Raw genomic sequence first — 17,568 nt, 5'->3', positions numbered from 1 at the left:
TCCTAGGACCGTTCTCGGCCCCCGGCCCGATGCGGCGGCCCCGACCCGGAGACTAGCGTTTCCGGCGTGCCGAACACTCCCCCCGCCGCGCAGGCCCCGATCACCGCACCCGCCCCCGCCGGGCATGCTGAGGGGGTGAGCAACGACGAGTTCCGTGCCGCCATGTCCCGGCTGGCCGCCGGTGTGGTCCTGGTGACCGCCTTCGAACCCCCGCTCGCCGCCGACGGGCCGAAGGGGGAGGACGTGGGCATGACGGCGACATCGTTCATGTCGGTCTCGCTGGACCCGCCGCTGGTGCTGGTCAGCCTGCGCACGGGTGCCCGGATGGACGAGCTGCTCGACGAGCAGCCCCTGTGGGGGGTCTCGGTGCTGTCCGAGAGCCAGCGCCACATCGCCGGGCGGTTCGCCATGAAGGGCCGCATCAGCGACCGCCTCCTGTTCGAGGACATCCCCTGCCTCCGCGGCGCGGCGACCGGCGCGGCACTGGTGGGCGGCGCGCTGGCCACCCTGGAGTGCCGCACCGAGCAGCGCGTGGAGGCGGGTGACCACACCCTGGTGATCGGCCGCGTCCTGACGGCGAGCGTGCCGAGCGCGGAGGGCGGGCCGCTGACGTATTTCCGCGGTCGCTATCGCCAATTGGGCTGAGCCGGAATTTGCATGACGGGGTGTGAACTCGCGGCCTACTCTGCGCGCATGACGACGACCGGCCCCCGCCTGGAAACGCTCACCCCGAAGAATGTCGAGGACGCGCTCGCCATCCGGATCCGCCCGGACCAGGAGGACGCGGTCGAGCCGGTGGCGCACTCGCTGGCCGAGGCGTACGTCTGGCCCGGGGTCGCCTGGCCCCGCCTGATCGTCGACGACGGCCGGGCGGTCGGCTTCCTGATGGCGTTCCTCGACATCGACTGGAAGGGCGACGGCACCCTCGTCCGCTCCGGCCTGTGGCGCCTGAACATCGCGGCGGAGGAACAGGGGCGGGGCTACGGCCGGTTCGCGGTCGAGTCCGTGGCTGCGGAACTGCGCCGCCGGGGCGGCAGCGAGATGTACGTCACCTGGCACCCCGGCCCGACCGGCCCGGAGAACTTCTACCTCGGTCTCGGCTTCGAACCGAACGGCGAGACGAGCGGCGGTCAGACGGTCGGCGTCCTGAAGCTCCACTGACCCCCTCAGGGGCCGCTACACGAGCCGTACCTCCAGTTCCGCGACGCGTTCGGATGTCGTCGCGATGTCGATGGCGGCGATCCGGTCCCGTACGACCGTGAAGGCCAGTACCCGTTCCACCCGCCCGTCGACCAGCGCCGCGAGGCCCGCCCGGCCGTCGACCAGCGCGGGCCGGGCGAGGCCGGCGAGGGCGGCGTAACCGGAGGCGCCCCGGGCCACGGCGAGGGCGCCGGTCGACACCCCGGCCTCGCTCCGCGCCACCACGTCCGGGTCGAGCACCCCGACCAGCGCGTCGAAGTCCCCGTCCCGGACGGCGGCGAGGAAGGCGTCGACGACCGCCCGCTGCCGGGCCGGATCCCCGGCCGCCGGTTCCGCGCCGCGCACCCGGCGCCGGGCCCGGCTGGCGAGCTGGCGCGCTGCGGCGGGCGTACGGCCGAGCACGGTCGCGATCTCCTCGAAGGGCACCGCGAACAGGTCGTGCAGCACGAAGGCGAGCCGTTCGGCGGGGGTGAGGGTGTCCAGCACGACGAGCAGGGCGATCCCGACGGAGTCGGCGAGCAGCGCGTCCTGCTCCGGATCCGCCCCGGCGGCGGGTCGCGGTCCCACGGCGTCCAGGGGCCGCTCGCCGCGCGAGCCGCGGGAGCGGAGCATGTCGAGGCAGACCCGGCCGACGACGGTGGTCAGCCAGCCGCCGAGGTTGTCGATCCGTGCGGCCTCGGACCGGCTGAGCCGGAACCAAGCCTCCTGCACGGCGTCCTCGGCCTCCGCGGAGGAGCCGAGCACCCGGTGGGCGACGGCGTGCAGCTGCCCTCGGTGCGCCTCGAAGTGCTGGGCGAGTACGTCGTGGTCGGTGGTCATCGGTCCGTCACACCCTCTCGTCGTGCCCCGTGCGGTCACTGACATGACGGACCGGGCGAGGATGATGTGACGCGGCGAGGCGAAGCGATGATGCGGCGCGGCGCGGTGATGCGACGCGGCGGGCGCTCCGGCGGATGCCGCCGGGCACTATCCCCAGTCGCGGCCCGAGCGGCCCCGCTTGGTGTCCGAGCGCTGCTTCTTCTGCCGCAGCCGCCGTTCGTTGATGCCCCGGGGGATGCGGGTCGGCCTGCGCGGCTTCGGCGGCGGCGCAGTGGCCTCCGCCAGCAGCGCCGCGAGGCGCACCGCCGCGGTCTCCCGGTTGCGCCACTGGGAGCGGTGCTCGGAGGAGCGGACCGTGACGACACCGTCGACCAGGCGCCCGGCCAGCCGCTCCAGCGCCCGCTCCTTCCACACCTCGGGCAGCGCCTCGGTGCGCGCGAGGTCGAAGCGGAGTTCCACTTGGGAGTCGCTGGTGTTGACGTGCTGTCCGCCGGGCCCCGAGGAGCGCGAGAAACGCCACAGGAGCTCGGCCTCGGGAAGCGAGACGGAGCCGCGAACGACGTAAGGACCGGACATGCCCTCCATCGTCGCGCGTCTGTCCGGTCCACGTCACGCGAATATCCCGGGAGGCCGCCGAAAGGGCGAGTAAAGAAAGTAAAGCGACGGGGAACCTCGCGTACCCCTCTCGACGTTCATAGGGGTAGCTGTAGCTTCGTGCTCGTACGCAAAACGAGGGAAGGGACTCCCAACAATGGCTGTAAGCCTGTCCAAGGGTGGCAACGTCTCGCTCACCAAGGAGGCTCCGGGCCTGACCGCCGTCACCGTGGGCCTCGGCTGGGACGTCCGCACCACCACCGGCACGGACTTCGACCTCGACGCCTCCGCGATCGCGGTCAACACGCAGGGCAAGGTCTACTCCGACGGCCACTTCGTGTTCTTCAACAACAAGCAGACCCCGGACCAGACCATCGTCCACACCGGCGACAACCGCACGGGTGAGGGCGCGGGCGACGACGAGGCGATCAACGTCAACCTGGAAGGACTCCCGGCCGACATCGACAAGATCGTCTTCCCGGTCTCCATCTACGACGCCGAGAACCGCTCGCAGAACTTCGGCCAGGTCCGCAACGCCTACATCCGCATCCTCAACCAGGCCGGCGGCGCCGAGATCGCGCGCTACGACCTGTCCGAGGACGCGGCGACGGAGACGGCCATGGTCTTCGGCGAGCTGTACCGCAACGGCGCGGAGTGGAAGTTCCGCGCGGTCGGCCAGGGCTACGCCTCGGGCCTGGTGGGCATCGCCCAGGACTTCGGCGTCAACGTCTGACCGTTCGCACGGACGGTCCGACCGTTCGCACCGACGCACCCGAACCCCCGGCTCCGGCCGGGGGTTCGGTCGTGGCGCAGTAGCGTCCTGGCATGCTTCTCGAACGCCTGCCCGTGTCCCCCGGCCATGACATCCCGGGCCCGCTGCGCACCGAACTCACCGCGCTGTACGCCTCGAACCGCGACTTCCACGCCCTCAGCGGCGACTTCCCGGACCCGGACGACATCCGTCCGGAGCAGGTGGCGGCGGCGCTGGCCGAGGAGTTGGCGCACCCCGGTGCCGAGGTGCTGCTCGCCCGCGGCGAGGGGCGGCTCGTCGGCATCGTGATCACCCTCGACCGGCACCCCGATCCGGCCGACCCGGACCCCTGGATCGGTCTGCTGATGGTGGACGCGAGCGCGCACGGGCGGGGATACGGGCGCCGCATCGTGCAGAGCGTCGAGGACCGCTTCCGCACGGCCGGCCGTACCGGCGTACGCCTCGCCGTCCTCGCCGGCAACCCCGCGGCCCTGGCCTTCTGGACCGCCCTCGGGTACGAGGTCGTCGACCACCGCGAGGACCACCGGCTGGGCCGCCCGTGCGCGGTCCTGCGCAAGCCGCTGCGCGCCCTCCGCCGCGCCGCCCGCGTCGCCGTGCTGGACCCGGAGGGGGCGGTATTCCTCTTCCGGTACGACAACGTCGAGGTCGGCGTGCACTGGGCGCTGCCCGGCGGCGGGCTGGAGCCCGGCGAGGGCCCGCGCGAGGGCGCCCTGCGGGAGCTGCGCGAGGAGACGGGCTGGACGGACCTGGAACCGGGGCCGCTGCTGTGCACCTGGGAGCACGACTTCACCCACGCGGTGGGGCCGGTCCACCAGCACGAGCACGTCTACGTCACCCGGGGCCCGCGCCGCGAACCCACCGGCCCCCATCTCACCGCCGCGCACGCCGAGGACGGCATCCTCGCCTGGCGCTGGTGGACCCGAGACGAACTGGCCACGGCGCCCGATCCCGTCTGGCCGCCCGACCTGGCCCGGCTGCTGACGGAGTGGGAGACGCCGGTGTGACGGGTCGCGGGTGACGGGGCGCCGGGTGGCGGGTCGCGGGCGGCGGGTCGCGGGTCGCGGGTCGCGGGTCGCGGGTCGCGGGCGGCGGGTCGCGGGTGGCAGGTCGCGGGCGGCGGGTCGCGGGTCGCGGGCGGCGGGCGGCGGGTGGCAGGTCGCGGGCGGCGGGTCGCGGGTCGCGGGCGGCGGGTGGCAGGTGGCAGGTCGCGGGCGGCGGCCGGGAACGCCGGGCCGGACCGTCAGGGGCGGTCCGGTTTTCCCTCCCCGTACAGCCAGTCCGCCCAGATCCGGCCGAAGTCCTGGTCCGGTGCCCGCCGTTCGACGTACCGGGTGAAGTCGGCGGTGCTCGCGTTCCCGTGGCGCCGGGCCGCCGCCCAGCCCCGGACGAGGTCGCCGAAGGCGTCGTCCCCCACCCGCTGCCGGATCTTGTGCAGGACCATCGCGCCCCGTTCGTAGACCGGCCGGTCCGAGATGTGCCCGGCGCCGGACGGCTCGGCGGGCGGGAAGGCCCAGAGGTCGGCGTCGTCACTGCGGTACAGCGCCTCGAAGGTCCGCTGCGCGCTGTCGCCTCCGTGGTCCTCCCGCCACAGCCACTCGGCGTAGGTCGCGAACCCCTCGTTGAGCCACATGTCCTTCCAGGACGCGGGCGTGACGGAGTTGCCGAACCACTGGTGGGCGATCTCATGGACCAGCAGCTCGGTGTCGGGGGTGCCCGGGAAGACGGGCCGGTTCTGGGTCTCCAGGGCGTACTCGGAGTCACCGGCGCGGGCGATGATCACGCCGGTGGAGGAGAAGGGGTACGGCCCGAAGGCGTCCCGCGCCCACGCCATGACCTCGGCGAGCTCGTCGGTGTTCTCCTCCCGCGGGTCCACAGCCGTGTACACGGGGACGCCCCCGGCGGTGGACCGCCGGATCTCGTACCTGCCGATGGCGAGCGTGGCGACATAGCTGGCCATCGGCTCGGCGGCGCGCCAGCCGAAGGTGGTAGCGCCCCGAGCGGTCCGCTCGCCGGTCAACTCCCCGTTGGAGACCGCCTTCAGCCCCTCGGGCACGGTGACCTGGACGGTGTACGACGCCTTGTCCGAGGGGTGGTGGTTGCCGGGGAACCACGCCATCGAACCGGTCGGCTCACCGAGCGCGAGGGCGCCGTCCTCGGTGCGCAGCCAGCCCTCCCGGGAGCCGTCCGGGTCGGTGATGGTGCGGGGGGTGCCGGAGTAGCGGACCCGCACCTCGAAGGCGCCGCCCTTGTCGAGTGCGCGGGGCGGGTGGACGGTGAGCTCCTGGCCGTCGCGGCTCCAGCGGGCGGCCTCGCCCTGAACGGTGACTGAGTCGACCGTCAGGCCGAACAGGTCCAGATGGAAGGCGGCGAGGTCCTGGGTGGCGCGGGCGGTGATCCTGGCCGCGCCGGTGAGGCGGCGGGAGGCGGGGTCGTAGGCGATGTCCAGGGCGTAGTGGCCGACGTCGTAGCCGCCGTTGCCCGCCTTCGGGAAGTACGGGTCGCCGACACCGGGGGCGCCGGAGGGGTCAGGGCCGCCACCGCACGCGGTCAGCGCCAGCGCGACCAGGGCGGGGACAAGGCGCACGGACCGGGACACGATCGCGATCCTACGAGGCCATGACACCATCACCTGGTGCTCGACATCGGCTACGCCCTCTCCAACCGCTTCCCGGATCCCCCGCAGACGGACTACCGCCGCGCGGACGTCCACGCCCTGCGGCACGACCTGTTCTGTGGTGACGTCTACCTCGCGGACACCAAGGCCGACCGGGAGTTGTCCACAGCCTGGGGATGGGTGCCGGTGCTGGACTTCGCGTGGGCGCTGTGCGACATCGTGGAGCGGATCGACCAGGACCCGGCGGGCTCCCGGGCCTCCCGCCCGCAGCGGGCGGAGCTGGACTTCACCGAGTCCACCGACCGGATGCTCTTCGAGCGCCGCTTCGGCTGGGTGGACGTGGAGGCGGACTGGATGCCGGCCGAGGAGGCCCCGCTGACCTTCTCCCACAGCGAGCTGCGCCGGGAGGCCCGCGACTTCCTGCACGACCTGATCGCCGACCTGTGCGACCTTCACGAGGACCTGGCGGAGAACCCGGCGATCTGGACCCTCCAGGCCCGCTTCCCCCGCGTGCCCTGACCCGACCCGCGCTACTCGGGCGCACCGGCGACCCTTGAGCGCACCCGCGACCCACCGCCCCCCTCAGTCCTCCACCCGGATCCCCAGCGCCCCCGCCAGCAACGGCGCCAGGTCCAGCAGCTGCCCCGTACCGATCACCGCCCCCGACAGCCGCTCCACCCCCCGAGCGATGTCCAGCTCGGCCGCCTCCCTGAGGTCCACGTCCGTCAGCGTCGCCCCGGCGAGGTCCGCGCCCTTCAGCACGCAGCCCGGGAACGCGACCCGCTCCAGGACGGCACCGCCGAAGTCCGGCTCCACCAGGACGCAGTTCTCGAAGACGACGTCTCTCAGGCGGCTCGCGCGCAGGTTCAGATAGTCGATCTTGCCGCCGCGGATCACGACCCGCTCCAGGGCGGCGCCGTGCAACTGGACCCCGCCGAGGCGGGCGTCGTGCACCTCCACGTCCCGCAGCGTCGCCTCGGAGAGATCCGTGCCGACCCCGCGCGGAGCGGTGAGCACCGAGTCAAGGAAGCGGGCGCGAGCCAGTCTCGTCCCGTCCAGCACGCACCCCCCGAGCGCGCAGTCCATGAAGCGGGCGCCGCCCCCGTCCTGCCCGGCGAGATCCGCCTCCCGGAACTCCAGCCCGTCGTAGTCCCCGTCCGGCTCCAGTCCGCCCCCGGTGTACGGCTCCAGCGCCGGCAGCCGCAGCTCGGGACGCCGGGCCGCCTTCACCCTCCTGCCGCCACCACCCGTAGTCGCCATGCACCCCATCCTGCACCCCACCACTGACAACAGCTCTGACCTGCGAAAACTCGGCCGATGTCACACTTCGGGGCGCTCGCTGCGTCGTACTGGCAGAAGGCCACCCAAGCACCAGGACCCCAAGCAGAAGGCCATCCGAGCAGAGGGAGACCCCCATGCACCGCATCACCGTCATCGGCGGCGGCTTCGCCGGACTCGCCGCGGCCATCACCGCCGCCGAAGCGGGCGCCCAGGTCACCGTGTACGAGGCCCACCACACGCTGGGCGGACGGGCGCGGACCGCCGAGGGGCTGTACCGGACCAACGAGGGACCGCACGCCCTCTACAACGGCGGCCCGCACTGGGCCTGGCTCAAGCAGCGCGATCTGATCGGGGCGCTCGCCCCGATCCCGCCCCTGGAGGCCGCCCGGCTACGGCTGCTGCACAAGGGCGCGCTGCGCCGCACCCCACCCTTCGGCATGCTCAAGCTGCTGCGCCGCGGGCTGCCCCAGGCACCCGTCGACGTGGACTTCCTGACCTGGGCGACCGAAATCGCCGGCGAGGAGGGCGCCCGCGCCGCCGCCCACTACTCCGCCGTGGCGCTCTTCCACCACGACCCCGGCGCGCTGTCCGCCGCCTTCGTGCAGGAGCGGCTGCGCCGCGCCACCAAGCTGCCCCCGGAGGCGCACTACCCGCGCGGCGGCTGGGGCAGCGTCGTCGGGCGGATGGCCGACCATGCCTGGAACCTCGGGGTCCGGATCGAGACCCTGTCCCGCGTCGACGCCCTCCCGACCGACACCCCGGTTATCGTCGCCACCTCGCTGGACTCCGCCCGGCGGCTGCTGAAGGACGACAGCCTGACCTGGCCGAGCGGCCGGACCGCACTGATCGACCTGGCCGTACGCACCCGGCGCGGGGACGCCTTCGTCGTGTCCGATCTGGACCGACCGGGGTGGATCGAGCGGTTCACCGCGCAGGACCGCACCCTCGCCCCGGCCGGCGAGCAGTTGATCCAGGGGCAGATCCCGCTCGGCCCGCAGGAGTCGAAGGCCGCCGGGATCGCCCGTGCCGAGCACCTGCTGGACCTCGCCTTCGAGGGCTGGCGGGACCGTGTCACCTGGCGTCGGGAGGCGCTCGCGAACGGCCGTACCGGAGCCGTGGACCTGCCCGGCACCAGTTGGCGGGACCGCCCCGCCATCGACCGGGGCGACGGCGTCTATCTCGCGGGCGACCAGGTCGCCGCACCCGGGGTGCTCTCCGAGGTGTCCTTCACCAGCGCCCTCACCGCGGTGTCGCTGGCCCTCGGACAGAACTCCCTTGACCTCAAGCATGCTTGAGGTTGCAGAGTGGTCACCCGGACGAACCACCGAGTGACCGAGTGATGGGGGACCCCTGATGCACGCCATCCGTCTGCACGCCTTCGGGCCGGCCGAGAACCTCACCTACGAGCAGGTCGAGGACCCCCGGCCGGGCACCGGCCAGGTCCGTATCGCCGTCGCCGCGGCCGGTGTCCACCTCCTCGACACCGCTCTGCGCGAGGGCGCCCAGGGCCCGGCCCCCGCGCCGACGCCGCTGCCCACCGTTCCGGGCCGGGAGGTCGCGGGCGTGGTCGAGTCCCTCGGGGAGGGCGTGGCCGAGTCGTGGCTCGGCAGGCGAGTGGTGGCCCACCTCGGCTTCGCGCCCGGCGGGTACGCCGAACTCGCCGTCACCGATGCCGAGCGGCTGCACGAGATCCCGGGGAACCTGGACTTCGCCGAGGCGGTCGCGATGATCGGCACGGGTCGTACGGCGATGGGGATCCTCCAGTTCGCCGAGCCGGGCCCGGACTCCGTGGCCGTCGTCCCGGCGGCGGCCGGCGGCATCGGCACCCTGCTCGTGCAGTACGCCAGGAACGCCGGCGCCACCGTCGTCGGCCTCGCCGGCGGACCGGAGAAGGTGGCCCGCGTCCAGGCGAACGGCGCCGACCTCGCCGTCGACTACACGGACCCCGGCTGGCCGGAGAAGGTCCGCGCCTGGCTGGGCGGGCGCGCGGCCACGGTGGTCTATGACGGGGTGGGCGGTGACGTGGCCCGGGAGTCCGTGGCGCTGCTGGGACCCGGCGGCAAGCACATCGTCTTCGGCTGGTCCGGCGAAGGCATCCAGGGCGGCGGGCCCTATCTCGTCGAGGGCGTCTCCGAACAGTTCCTCGGCCCGGTGATGCTGACCAGGGCGGGCGGCCCCAACCCGGTCCGCACCCTGGAACTACGGGCCCTGACCGAGGCAGCCGAGGGCCGCCTCACCCCGTCCGTCCACCGCTTCCCCCTCTCCGAGGCCGCTAGGGCCCACCGAGCCCTGGAATCAAGGGCAACGACAGGAAAGGTCGTACTGGAGCCGTAAAGCACGGGAACAAATGACTCCGGCAGGGCAACTCCCCCAGGGGCGCGGGGAACTGCGCGACCAGCCACCCCCACCCGCACCCGGCACCCAACCCCCCACGGCACCCCCGTAGTCGCCCCCGCCCCAGTCGAGCGCGAGCGCTCAGCGACCGGCCACCCGATCCGCAACCCGCGCCAGCCTCGACGACTCCGCCCGACGCGTAACCGTCTCCCGCCGATCCGCCGCCCGGTACACCGCGTACATGCCCTGAACCCCCAGCCACCGCAACGGCTCCGGCTCCCACTTGCGCACCTTGTGCCCCACCCACGGCAGATCCGTCAGCTCGGTACGCCCCCCTTGTCCCGAGTCCTGCTGCACCAGATCCCGCAGGGTCCGCGCCGCGAGATTCGCCGTGGCCACCCCCGACCCGACGTACCCGCCCGCCCAGCCGAGCCCCGTGGACCGGTCCAGCGTCACCGTGGCGCACCAGTCCCGGGGCACCCCCAGCACCCCCGACCAGGCATGCTCCACCCGCACCCCGGCCAGCGAGGGGAAGAAGCCGACCAGGATCTCCCGCAGCGCCTCGATCGTCGCGCCCTGCGTGCGCCCGTCGTTGTCGGTCCCCGAGCCGAAGCGGTACGGCACCCCGCGCCCGCCGAGCGCGATCCGCCCGTCGGCCGTGCGCTGGGCGTACATGTAGGCGTGGGCCATGTCACCGAGCGTCTCGCGCCCCTCCCAGCCCACCGACGCCCACTGCTCGTCGGTCAGCGGCTCGGTGGCGATCATCGAGGAGTTCATCGGCAGCCAGGTGCGCCGCTCACCCTTGAGCGCGGCGGTGAAGCCCTCGGTGCAGCGCAGGACGTAGGGCGCGCGGACGGTGCCGTACGGCGTCACCGCGTGCTTGGAGCGGATCTCCGTGACCGGCGTCTGCTCGTGGATGACCACCCCGAGCGCCTCGACGGCCGCCGCGAGGCCCTTCACCAGCTTCACCGGATGCACCCGGGCCCCGTGCGGGGTCCAGGACGCCCCCACCGCGTCCGCGACCCGGATCCGCTCGGCGCTCTCCTTGGCGCCGTACAGCTCCCGGTCCTTCTCCCCGAACGCCAGCTCGGCCTCGTGGAAGGCCTTCAGCCGTGCCAACTGCGCGGGCGTGCGCGCCACTTCGAGCACTCCGCCCTGGTGCACATCGGCGTCGATGCCCTCCGCGGCGGCGACGGCGACGACCTCGTCGACGGTCTCGTTCATGGCCCGCTGCAGCCGTACGGCGGCGTCCCGGCCGTGCAGGGCGGCGTACCGGTCGCGGCCCGCGATGCCGTTGTACAGCCAGCCGCCGTTGCGCCCGGAGGCGCCGTAGCCGCAGAACTTCTGCTCGAGGACGGTGATCCGGAGGAAAGGCGCCGCCTTCTTCAGGTAGTACGCGGTCCACAGTCCCGTGTACCCGCCGCCGACGATCACCACATCGGCCGAGGCGTCCCCGGGCAGCGGCTCCCGCACCGCAGGAAGGCCGTCGTCCGCGTACCAGAAGGAGATGCCGCCGTTGACGACATCGCTGCCCGAGCTGCTCATGACCTGGACGTTAACCCGGGGCGACGGCCACTGTCTCCTTCGGATTCCGTCGAAATCGCCTGGAGGGCGACGGGGCTACGGCACTACCGTCACCCCGTGACCGCCGACCTCGCCGACCGTGCCGAACGGTTCCTCCAGCAGTGGGACCTGCGCCCCGACGGCCCGCCGATGAGCGGCCGTTGCGCCCTGGTCCTCCCCGTGCTGCAGGCGGACGGCACCCCCGCCGTGCTCAAACTCCAGGACGTGGACGACGAGACCGTGGGCGAGCCGGTCGCGCTGCGGGCCTGGAACGGCGACGGAGCGGCACGGCTCCTGGCCGCCGACAACGGCACCCTCCTCCTGGAAAGGCTCGACGAGGGCCGGGACCTGGACGGCCTCCCCGACAGCCGCGAGGCCACCCTGGTCGTCGCCGGGCTGCTCGCCCATCTGACCGCCACCCCCGCCCCGCCGGAACTCCGCCGCCTCGCCGACATCGCGCCGCGGCTCCTGGACCGTGCGACGGCCCTGCTCCCCCGGCTGCCGGACCCGGCCCTGCTCAGGGACTGCGCGGCCGCGGTGCGGGAGGTCGCGGACGAACCCGGCGACCGGCTGCTCCACTGGGACCTGCACTTCGAGAACGTCCTGGCCGCCGACCGCGCCCCCTGGCTCGCCATCGACCCCAAGCCGCTCGCGGGCGACCCCGGCTTCGAGCTCCTGCCCGCCCTGTGGAACCGCTTCGACGCCGACGAGGTCCGCTGGCGCTTCGACGCGATGACGGACGTCATGGGCCTGGACCGGAACCGGGCGCGCGCCTGGACGCTGGGCCGGGTGCTGCAGAACGCGGTGTGGCAGCTCGAGGACGGCGAGCCGCTCGCGCCCGCGCAGCTGGAAATCGCCCAACGCCTGCGCGGCGGCAGCGGTTAACCTCCGGGCATGATCCGCACCGCGACCCCCGCCGACATCCCTGTCATCCACGCCCTCGTCCGCGAGCTGGCCGAGTACGAGAAGGCCCCGGACGAGGCCAACGCGACCGAGGAGCAGCTCCACGAGGCCCTCTTCGGCGAACGCCCCGCCGCCTACGCCCACATCGCCGTCGACGACACCACCGGCGAACCGGTCGGCTTCGCCCTGTGGTTCCTGAACTTCTCCACTTGGCGCGGCGTCCACGGCATCTACCTGGAGGACCTCTACGTCCGCCCCACCGCCCGCGGCGCGGGCCACGGCAAGGCCCTGCTCACCGAGCTGGCCCGGATCTGCGTGGAGCGCGGCTATCAGCGCCTGGAGTGGTCCGTGCTGAACTGGAACACCCCGTCCATCGCCTTCTACGAGTCCCTGGGCGCCCGTCCGCAGGACGAGTGGACGGTGTACCGGCTGACGGACGAGGCGCTGCTCACGCTGGGCGGCTGAGCAGTCCCCGGGCCGGCGCCAGCGGATCCCCGCCGAGTTCGGCATGGACCGCCATGACCAGCTCGGGCCGCTCCAGCAGCGCCGCGCCCGCCGGATCCCCGGCCGCCCGGGCCGCGAGCCCGAGTCCGACCCATGTCTCGGGGTCGCCCCCACCGCTCAGGATCCGCTCCCGGCAGGCCCGCAGCGCGCCCTCCGTGTCCCCGGTGACCAGGGCGACGTCCTCGGGCCGGGCGCCCTCGACGGTGGCTCCGGGGTCCTCGCGCAGGGCCTCGAAGCCGGCCGGGTCGGCCAGCAGCCAGCGCAGCAGCACCGCTCGGGTGTCGAGCCCGCGCGCCGGAGCGCCGGGGACGAGCTCCGGTTCCCCCGCCACCGGCGGGCGGCCGTCCACGTGTGCGCGTACCACCCGCGGGTCGGGACGCAGGTGATACGCACGCCAGGTGGCCCGGTGATCCGCCGCGGCGAGTCCGGCGGCGGCGAGGGCCGGCGTCCGCACCGGCTCGGCGAGCCAGGGTGCGAGCCGCCGCTCCAGCTCGGCCACCAGCCGCCGACCCTGCTCGGTCAGCCCGTCCGCCGCGGCGATCCCCCGCAGGGCGTGCGCGGTCTGGGTCCGCCACAGCGCGAACTCGAAGCGCCCGAGGGGGTGTTCGCGCCGCCGCCAGAACCCGGTGACCCCGAGGAAGGCGTACACCCCCTGCAAGAGCCCGCCGAGCGGCCGCGGATCGTCGCGCCAGGGCGCGTAGTACAGCCGCCGGCCGCCGCTCTGGTCGTCGTAGAGCGTGAACAGGTGCATGAAGGCGCTGAGTTTGTTGTGCTGGAACTCGTGCACCAGCGTCGAGGCGAGCTGCTCGCCGTCGTCCGGGACGGAGGCGAGGGCCGCGCCGAAGGCGTCCCCGGAGGAGGCGCTGTGCGGGCGGAAGCGTTCGGCACGGGGGCGGGGCACGAGGGCCACCAGACCGGCCCCCAACGCCGCGGCCTCCTCAGCGTCCTGGGCGCGCAGGATCTCCCAGGCCTCCCCGAACAGCTCCTGCCAGACCCCGGCGGCGACGGGCTCGGCGGGGGCGGGGGTGCGCAGGGTGCGGTACGGGTCGGCGTCGTCCAGGAGCAGCGCGCACCCGTCGGCGCTCAGCCGGGTCAGCGGGTGCCAGCCGGGCCCGTCGAGCGGGCGTCCGGCGACGAGCACGCGCCCCTCGGTGGCGGTCACCTCCGCCGTGACGGCACCGGGCACGTGCAGGGCACCGAGGGCGGGCAGTACGGCCCACCCGTCCCGGACCGGGATGACGGTACGGAAGTCCAGCCCGGCCCGGATCGCCGCGCTCGCCGCGACGGCGTCCAGATAGCCGGTGTCGGGGGGCGCGTCCCCGGCCGCCGTCCCGCGCAGCCGCCGCAGGGTGTGGGCCGCCCACACCCCGACGGACGGATAGGCGAGCAGTTCCTCGAAGGCGGCCTCGTCCGCGGCCCGGGCCCGCATCAGCAGGTCCCAGGCAGCTGCCGGCGCCTGCGCGGCGGAGGCGTCCAGCAGGGCCCGTACGACCAGCAGCCGCCAACTGCGCTCGCTCGCCCGGAGCGCGGCCACGGCCGCGGACCCGCCCCCGCCGCCGAGCAGTTCACCGAAGGAGTCGGCGGCGAGGACGTGCGGGGCGGTCACGCTTCGTCGCGCTGCGGGTTGTAGCCGCCGAGGCTGCCGGCCGGGTCGTCGATACGGCTGAGCAGCCGCCGCAGGGAGCCGTCGGCGGCCGGGAGAAGGGGGAGGGAGGGCCAGGCGTCCAGCGGAACACCGCTCAGGTCGACCAGCTCGGACTCGACTCCGGACTTGTCCATGGCCCGTCCATTTCACTGTTTCAGGTGTTTTACGTGGTTTCCAGCGCGACCCTAGTGCATCACGCACACCGCACCGGTTCCCGCTCGCCGAATCCACCCGGATCGAGTGACGGGACGGTGGCGGGGGTAGGGACCCGGCAGGACGGAAGTCGCATGGCGGAGCGAGGAGTTGCGCGGCGGTGGGGCCTGATCCGGTGCGAGTGGCGCAGGTGCGGGCGGACGACGGCCCGCACGGCTCGGGGTACCTGGTGCGCGACCGCTGGGTGCTCACCTCCGCCCACCTCGTCGGCGGGGCGCGGGAGACGGTCGTACGGGTCGACGACATGACGTCCGCACCGGCCCACGTGACGTTCGCCTCCGACAAGGCCGATGTGGCACTGCTGGAGATCACGCGCGGGGCGGGCGACCACGAGCCGCCCCGGTACGGTGCCGTACCGCAACCGGCCGCCGCCCTGCCGTGCACCGTCCTGGGGTTCACCCGCCCCCCGTCCTGCCGCACGGGCGGAATCGTCTCGGCGGTGTCCGACCACCGGGACACCCTCGAACTTGCCGTCGCGCCGGCGGAAGGGTGCTGCGGCCATGCGCCCTGGGCAGGCATGTCCGGCGCCGCCGTCTGGCACGACGGCACCCTGATCGGCCTGGTCAGCCCGGCCCACCGGGTCGACGACCCGGACCGCGTCGCCGCCGTCCGCGTGGACCGCTGGTACGAACTGCTGACGCCCACCGAAGTGGCCCTGCTCCACCAGCACGCCGGACTGCCCGCAACCCTGACCGAGCTGAGCCGCCCCGCCAGCCTGGCGCACCTGCCCGAGAACCTCCCCCTGCGCGAACTGGACGGCCTGGTCACGGCGTTGACCGCGCTGCCCTCGGTGAGCGACCGCAACGGCCTCGCGCTGATCCTCGACGGCATCGACCCGGTGATCTCGGCCATGAGCCCGCGCTCACCCGCCCTGCGCCCGGACGTGTTCGCCATCCTGCGCACCTGTCTGCGCTATCGCGGGACCTTGGACCAACTCCTGGAAGCGATACGGTTGGTGGAGGGCGACTCCGTAGGGGTGGCCCGAATGGACCAGGAGGCGGTGGAGTTGTCCCGGCGCCATCGCTGACCTGATATCGCGGCGCCGCACCGGCGCGGTGTTTCATCGCCTGCACGGCGGGCCATTATCAGGAGGATGTGGGCAGCCCGCATCACCAAGTGCTGCCGGGGGGAAGGGGTTTGGCCGTCATGGAGCCGTCTGTGGCCGCCGTCGAGTCCAACCTAGTCGATCTCGCGGGGGTGTCTCTTGAAACGCTGCGCTCCATGGACTGTCAGATTCTCGCCGGATCCCTGGAGGAGCTGCGGCAGCGCATCGACCTGGCGCAGGCCAGCGTCAGCGATTTCAACCCCAGCGCGGAACGGTACGACTGAGCCCAGGGCCGCCGATGCGCGCTGATCCCACGCTCCCCCACCACCGTCTGCCGTCGACCGTCCTGGACGAACTGAGCTGCGGCGAGGGCGGTCCGGCCACGATCGGCCTGCTGCTCGCCGCCGAACGCAGCCGCCGGCTGCTGCTGTTACGGATGCTCGACGACGCCACCGACATCGGCCCCGCCTGGGAGCTGCTCAGCGCGGCACAGCGCCGGGCGCCGGAGGCCGTCGACGAACTGCTGATGTACCCCCAGACCGGCATGTGGCTGGCCACGGCGCTGCGTCGGCTGCGCGGCAGCGCGCCCGGGGACGGCCCCCCGCCCTGGGTGGTGCTGAACCATGTGTCGGCGCTGGCCGCGGCGGCGGCGCTACGCGCGGAGCTGGACTTCTCGATCGAGGTCCCGATGCGGCACGGCCGGGTCCCGCTGCCCACCCTGGGCTGCGCGGAACTCCCCGCCGCGGAGCCGTGGACGACGGCGACGGTACGCGCCCGGGCGGGCCGGGCGGTCGTCGCGGCACCGGGTGCCGAGGTCGCCGTACCGTCACCGCCGGACGTCCCGGCGCCGGGCTGGCATCCGCTGCGGCGCCTGACCGTCGGCCCCGCCCACCACCGGCTGGTCCTGGCGCTGGACGACGTCGACCCGTACCGCACCTATCCCCGGCCGACGGAGCCGCGCCCGCTGTCCGAGGAGACCACGGAGCAGTGGCGGCGGGTGCTGGAGCGGGCCTGGACGGTGCTGCTGGAGGAGCAGCCGAGAGCCGCGGAGGCCATGCGCCGAGGGCTGCTGTCCCTGACGCCGGGCCCCGCGAGGGAAAGGTTTCGGCCACGCAGTGTGACGGCTGGGGATGCCTTCGGCGGCATCGAATCGTCCGAACCGGACGACGCGGTGCAACTGGCGGTGACCCTGATCCACGAGTTCCAGCACACCAAGCTGGGCGGCCTGCTCCACCTGACGCCGCTGCTGACCGAGGAGACGGCCGAGACCCCCGAGCTCTGGTACGCCCCCTGGCGGGACGACCCCCGCCCCCTGGACGGCCTGTTGCAGGGCATCTACGCCTTCGTGGGCATCGCCCGCTTCTGGCGCACCCACCGCCTGGCCTCGGGAGCCGCGACTCCCATGGCGCACTTCGAGTTCGCCCTGTGGCGGGCGCACGTCACCACGGCCCTGCGCCAGGTCCACCGCCACGCCCGCCTCACGCCCCTGGGCGCCCAGCTCCTGGACCGCCTGTACGCCCTGTGCACCCGCTGGCTGGACGAACCGGTCCCCGACTCCCCGCTGGCCCTGGCCCGCATCTGCGCCGCGGACCATGCCACCCGCTGGCGTGCCCACCACCTGCGCCCGCCGCGCCAGGCGGTGGAGGAGGCGACCCGGGCGTATCTGTCCGGCGCCCCGGCACCGCCGCGCTCCCTGGCGGCCACCCCCGAGGTGACGACGGACGAGTCGGCCCGCTGGCTGGACACCCTGGCCGTCCTGACCCGCCACCGTCTGTCGGGAGAGGACCCGGAGAAGGCGGCGGCCACGGTGACCGCGGCGCTGCGGGCGGACGCCCTGCTGGCCGCGGGAGAGGCCCCGGCGGCCCGGGACGCCTACACGGCCCACCTGCTGGCCGATCCGGACCATCCCACGGCATGGTCGGGCCTGTCCCAGTCGCTGACCCTCATGGGGGCGTCCCCCACGGCGGCCCACTTCCTGCGCCACCACCCGGAACGGGCCCGAGCGGTGCACCGGGCCGTGACCACGGCCACCGGAACACCGCCGGACCCCATCGCCCTGGCCGCCTGGCTGGCGACGTAGC

At 73.7% G+C, this 17,568-nt stretch carries 18 protein-coding genes; 11 read left to right on the top strand and 7 right to left on the bottom strand.

The features are described 5' to 3' along the window. Window positions 1-66: 66 nt before the first annotated feature. Complete coding sequence (locus M8H82_RS08520) at window positions 67-645, top strand: flavin reductase family protein (protein WP_250071878.1); 579 nt, start codon at window positions 67-69, stop codon at window positions 643-645. A gap of 48 nt (window positions 646-693) precedes the next feature. Then, on the top strand, window positions 694-1,161 hold the full coding sequence (locus M8H82_RS08515) for a GNAT family N-acetyltransferase (protein ID WP_250071877.1): 468 nt from the start codon (window positions 694-696) through the stop codon (window positions 1,159-1,161). Between the two features lie 15 nt (window positions 1,162-1,176). On the opposite strand, the gene M8H82_RS08510 is transcribed toward M8H82_RS08515, so the two are convergent. Then, a complete protein-coding gene (locus tag M8H82_RS08510; RefSeq protein WP_250071876.1) occupies window positions 1,177-2,019 on the bottom strand; it encodes a sigma-70 family RNA polymerase sigma factor in 843 nt (280 codons plus the stop codon). Between the two features lie 147 nt (window positions 2,020-2,166). Continuing rightward, entirely contained in the window at window positions 2,167-2,604 is a 438-nt protein-coding gene (gene arfB / locus M8H82_RS08505) for an alternative ribosome rescue aminoacyl-tRNA hydrolase ArfB (RefSeq protein WP_250071875.1), read from the bottom strand. Window positions 2,605-2,770: 166 nt separating this feature from the next. Here arfB and M8H82_RS08500 point away from each other — a divergent pair, with 166 nt between their 5' ends. Together M8H82_RS08500 and M8H82_RS08495 are read left to right on the top strand one after the other, a co-directional pair. After that, a complete protein-coding gene (locus M8H82_RS08500) occupies window positions 2,771-3,346 on the top strand; it encodes a TerD family protein (protein ID WP_250071874.1) in 576 nt (191 codons plus the stop codon). Between the two features lie 92 nt (window positions 3,347-3,438). After that, window positions 3,439-4,389 (top strand): bifunctional GNAT family N-acetyltransferase/NUDIX hydrolase, encoded by a 951-nt coding sequence (locus tag M8H82_RS08495; protein WP_250071873.1) that lies wholly within the window; start codon window positions 3,439-3,441, stop codon window positions 4,387-4,389. 236 nt (window positions 4,390-4,625) lie between these two features. Here the strand turns inward: M8H82_RS08495 and M8H82_RS08490 are convergent, their stop codons facing one another. Continuing rightward, window positions 4,626-5,981, bottom strand: coding sequence for a M1 family metallopeptidase (locus M8H82_RS08490; protein ID WP_250071872.1), 1,356 nt, complete (start codon window positions 5,979-5,981; stop codon window positions 4,626-4,628). 36 nt (window positions 5,982-6,017) lie between these two features. Between M8H82_RS08490 and M8H82_RS08485 the strand changes: the two genes are divergently transcribed. Beyond that, window positions 6,018-6,518 (top strand): hypothetical protein, encoded by a 501-nt coding sequence (locus tag M8H82_RS08485; protein WP_250071871.1) that lies wholly within the window; start codon window positions 6,018-6,020, stop codon window positions 6,516-6,518. Window positions 6,519-6,581: 63 nt separating this feature from the next. On the opposite strand, the gene M8H82_RS08480 is transcribed toward M8H82_RS08485, so the two are convergent. Continuing rightward, on the bottom strand, window positions 6,582-7,268 hold the full coding sequence (locus M8H82_RS08480) for a pentapeptide repeat-containing protein (protein ID WP_250071870.1): 687 nt from the start codon (window positions 7,266-7,268) through the stop codon (window positions 6,582-6,584). 146 nt (window positions 7,269-7,414) lie between these two features. Here M8H82_RS08480 and M8H82_RS08475 point away from each other — a divergent pair, with 146 nt between their 5' ends. Both M8H82_RS08475 and M8H82_RS08470 read left to right on the top strand, forming a co-directional pair. After that, window positions 7,415-8,575: an FAD-dependent oxidoreductase gene (locus M8H82_RS08475; protein ID WP_250071869.1), complete on the top strand. Its 1,161-nt coding sequence runs from the start codon at window positions 7,415-7,417 to the stop codon at window positions 8,573-8,575. A 58-nt stretch (window positions 8,576-8,633) separates the two neighbouring features. Further along, a complete protein-coding gene (locus M8H82_RS08470) occupies window positions 8,634-9,614 on the top strand; it encodes a zinc-binding dehydrogenase (protein ID WP_250071868.1) in 981 nt (326 codons plus the stop codon). A gap of 141 nt (window positions 9,615-9,755) precedes the next feature. Here M8H82_RS08470 and M8H82_RS08465 read toward each other — a convergent pair whose 3' ends face one another. Further along, a complete protein-coding gene (locus tag M8H82_RS08465; RefSeq protein WP_250071867.1) occupies window positions 9,756-11,159 on the bottom strand; it encodes an FAD-binding oxidoreductase in 1,404 nt (467 codons plus the stop codon). 96 nt (window positions 11,160-11,255) lie between these two features. Here M8H82_RS08465 and M8H82_RS08460 point away from each other — a divergent pair, with 96 nt between their 5' ends. Both M8H82_RS08460 and M8H82_RS08455 read left to right on the top strand, forming a co-directional pair. Next, a complete protein-coding gene (locus M8H82_RS08460) occupies window positions 11,256-12,062 on the top strand; it encodes an aminoglycoside phosphotransferase family protein (protein ID WP_250071866.1) in 807 nt (268 codons plus the stop codon). Between the two features lie 9 nt (window positions 12,063-12,071). After that, window positions 12,072-12,545, top strand: a complete 474-nt coding sequence (locus M8H82_RS08455; protein ID WP_250071865.1) for a GNAT family N-acetyltransferase — start codon at window positions 12,072-12,074, stop codon at window positions 12,543-12,545. Here M8H82_RS08455 and M8H82_RS08450 read toward each other — a convergent pair. Then, the gene (locus tag M8H82_RS08450; protein ID WP_250071864.1) at window positions 12,529-14,190 is read right to left on the bottom strand and encodes an HEXXH motif domain-containing protein; all 1,662 of its coding nucleotides are present in this window, start codon (window positions 14,188-14,190) and stop codon (window positions 12,529-12,531) included. The two genes, M8H82_RS08455 and M8H82_RS08450, sit on opposite strands and share 17 nt — an antisense overlap. Next, complete coding sequence (locus M8H82_RS08445) at window positions 14,187-14,363, bottom strand: hypothetical protein (protein WP_250071863.1); 177 nt, start codon at window positions 14,361-14,363, stop codon at window positions 14,187-14,189. The genes M8H82_RS08450 and M8H82_RS08445 overlap by 4 nt, the downstream gene beginning before the upstream one ends. A 179-nt stretch (window positions 14,364-14,542) precedes the next feature. Between M8H82_RS08445 and M8H82_RS08440 the strand changes: the two genes are divergently transcribed. Next, on the top strand, window positions 14,543-15,469 hold the full coding sequence (locus M8H82_RS08440) for a trypsin-like peptidase domain-containing protein (RefSeq protein WP_250071862.1): 927 nt from the start codon (window positions 14,543-14,545) through the stop codon (window positions 15,467-15,469). A 316-nt stretch (window positions 15,470-15,785) separates the two neighbouring features. Further along, window positions 15,786-17,567 carry an HEXXH motif domain-containing protein gene (locus tag M8H82_RS08435; protein ID WP_250071861.1) on the top strand — a complete coding sequence of 594 codons (1,782 nt, stop codon included), beginning with the start codon at window positions 15,786-15,788 and terminating at the stop codon, window positions 17,565-17,567. The last annotated feature ends 1 nt before the right edge of the window (window position 17,568 follow it).

Source organism: Streptomyces sp. YS415, assembly GCF_023544665.1.
GTDB lineage: Bacteria > Actinomycetota > Actinomycetes > Streptomycetales > Streptomycetaceae > Streptomyces.
The sequence above is the reverse complement of the archived record's forward strand: the minus strand, read 5'-3'. Positions and strand labels throughout refer to the sequence as shown.

Bases quoted from the DNA above. Each gene is read 5' to 3' on its own strand.
- M8H82_RS08515 (WP_250071877.1), top strand. From the start codon at position 694: ATGACGACGACCGGCCCCCGCCTGGAAACGCTCACCCCGAAGAATGTC.
- M8H82_RS08510 (WP_250071876.1), bottom strand. From the start codon at position 2,019: ATGACCACCGACCACGACGTACTCGCCCAGCACTTCGAGGCGCACCGA.
- arfB (WP_250071875.1), bottom strand. From the start codon at position 2,604: ATGGAGGGCATGTCCGGTCCTTACGTCGTTCGCGGCTCCGTCTCGCTT.
- M8H82_RS08500 (WP_250071874.1), top strand. From the start codon at position 2,771: ATGGCTGTAAGCCTGTCCAAGGGTGGCAACGTCTCGCTCACCAAGGAG.
- M8H82_RS08495 (WP_250071873.1), top strand. From the start codon at position 3,439: ATGCTTCTCGAACGCCTGCCCGTGTCCCCCGGCCATGACATCCCGGGC.
- M8H82_RS08480 (WP_250071870.1), bottom strand. From the start codon at position 7,268: ATGGGGTGCATGGCGACTACGGGTGGTGGCGGCAGGAGGGTGAAGGCG.
- M8H82_RS08475 (WP_250071869.1), top strand. From the start codon at position 7,415: ATGCACCGCATCACCGTCATCGGCGGCGGCTTCGCCGGACTCGCCGCG.
- M8H82_RS08470 (WP_250071868.1), top strand. From the start codon at position 8,634: ATGCACGCCATCCGTCTGCACGCCTTCGGGCCGGCCGAGAACCTCACC.
- M8H82_RS08465 (WP_250071867.1), bottom strand. From the start codon at position 11,159: ATGAGCAGCTCGGGCAGCGATGTCGTCAACGGCGGCATCTCCTTCTGG.
- M8H82_RS08455 (WP_250071865.1), top strand. From the start codon at position 12,072: ATGATCCGCACCGCGACCCCCGCCGACATCCCTGTCATCCACGCCCTC.
- M8H82_RS08445 (WP_250071863.1), bottom strand. From the start codon at position 14,363: ATGGACAAGTCCGGAGTCGAGTCCGAGCTGGTCGACCTGAGCGGTGTT.
- M8H82_RS08435 (WP_250071861.1), top strand. From the start codon at position 15,786: ATGCGCGCTGATCCCACGCTCCCCCACCACCGTCTGCCGTCGACCGTC.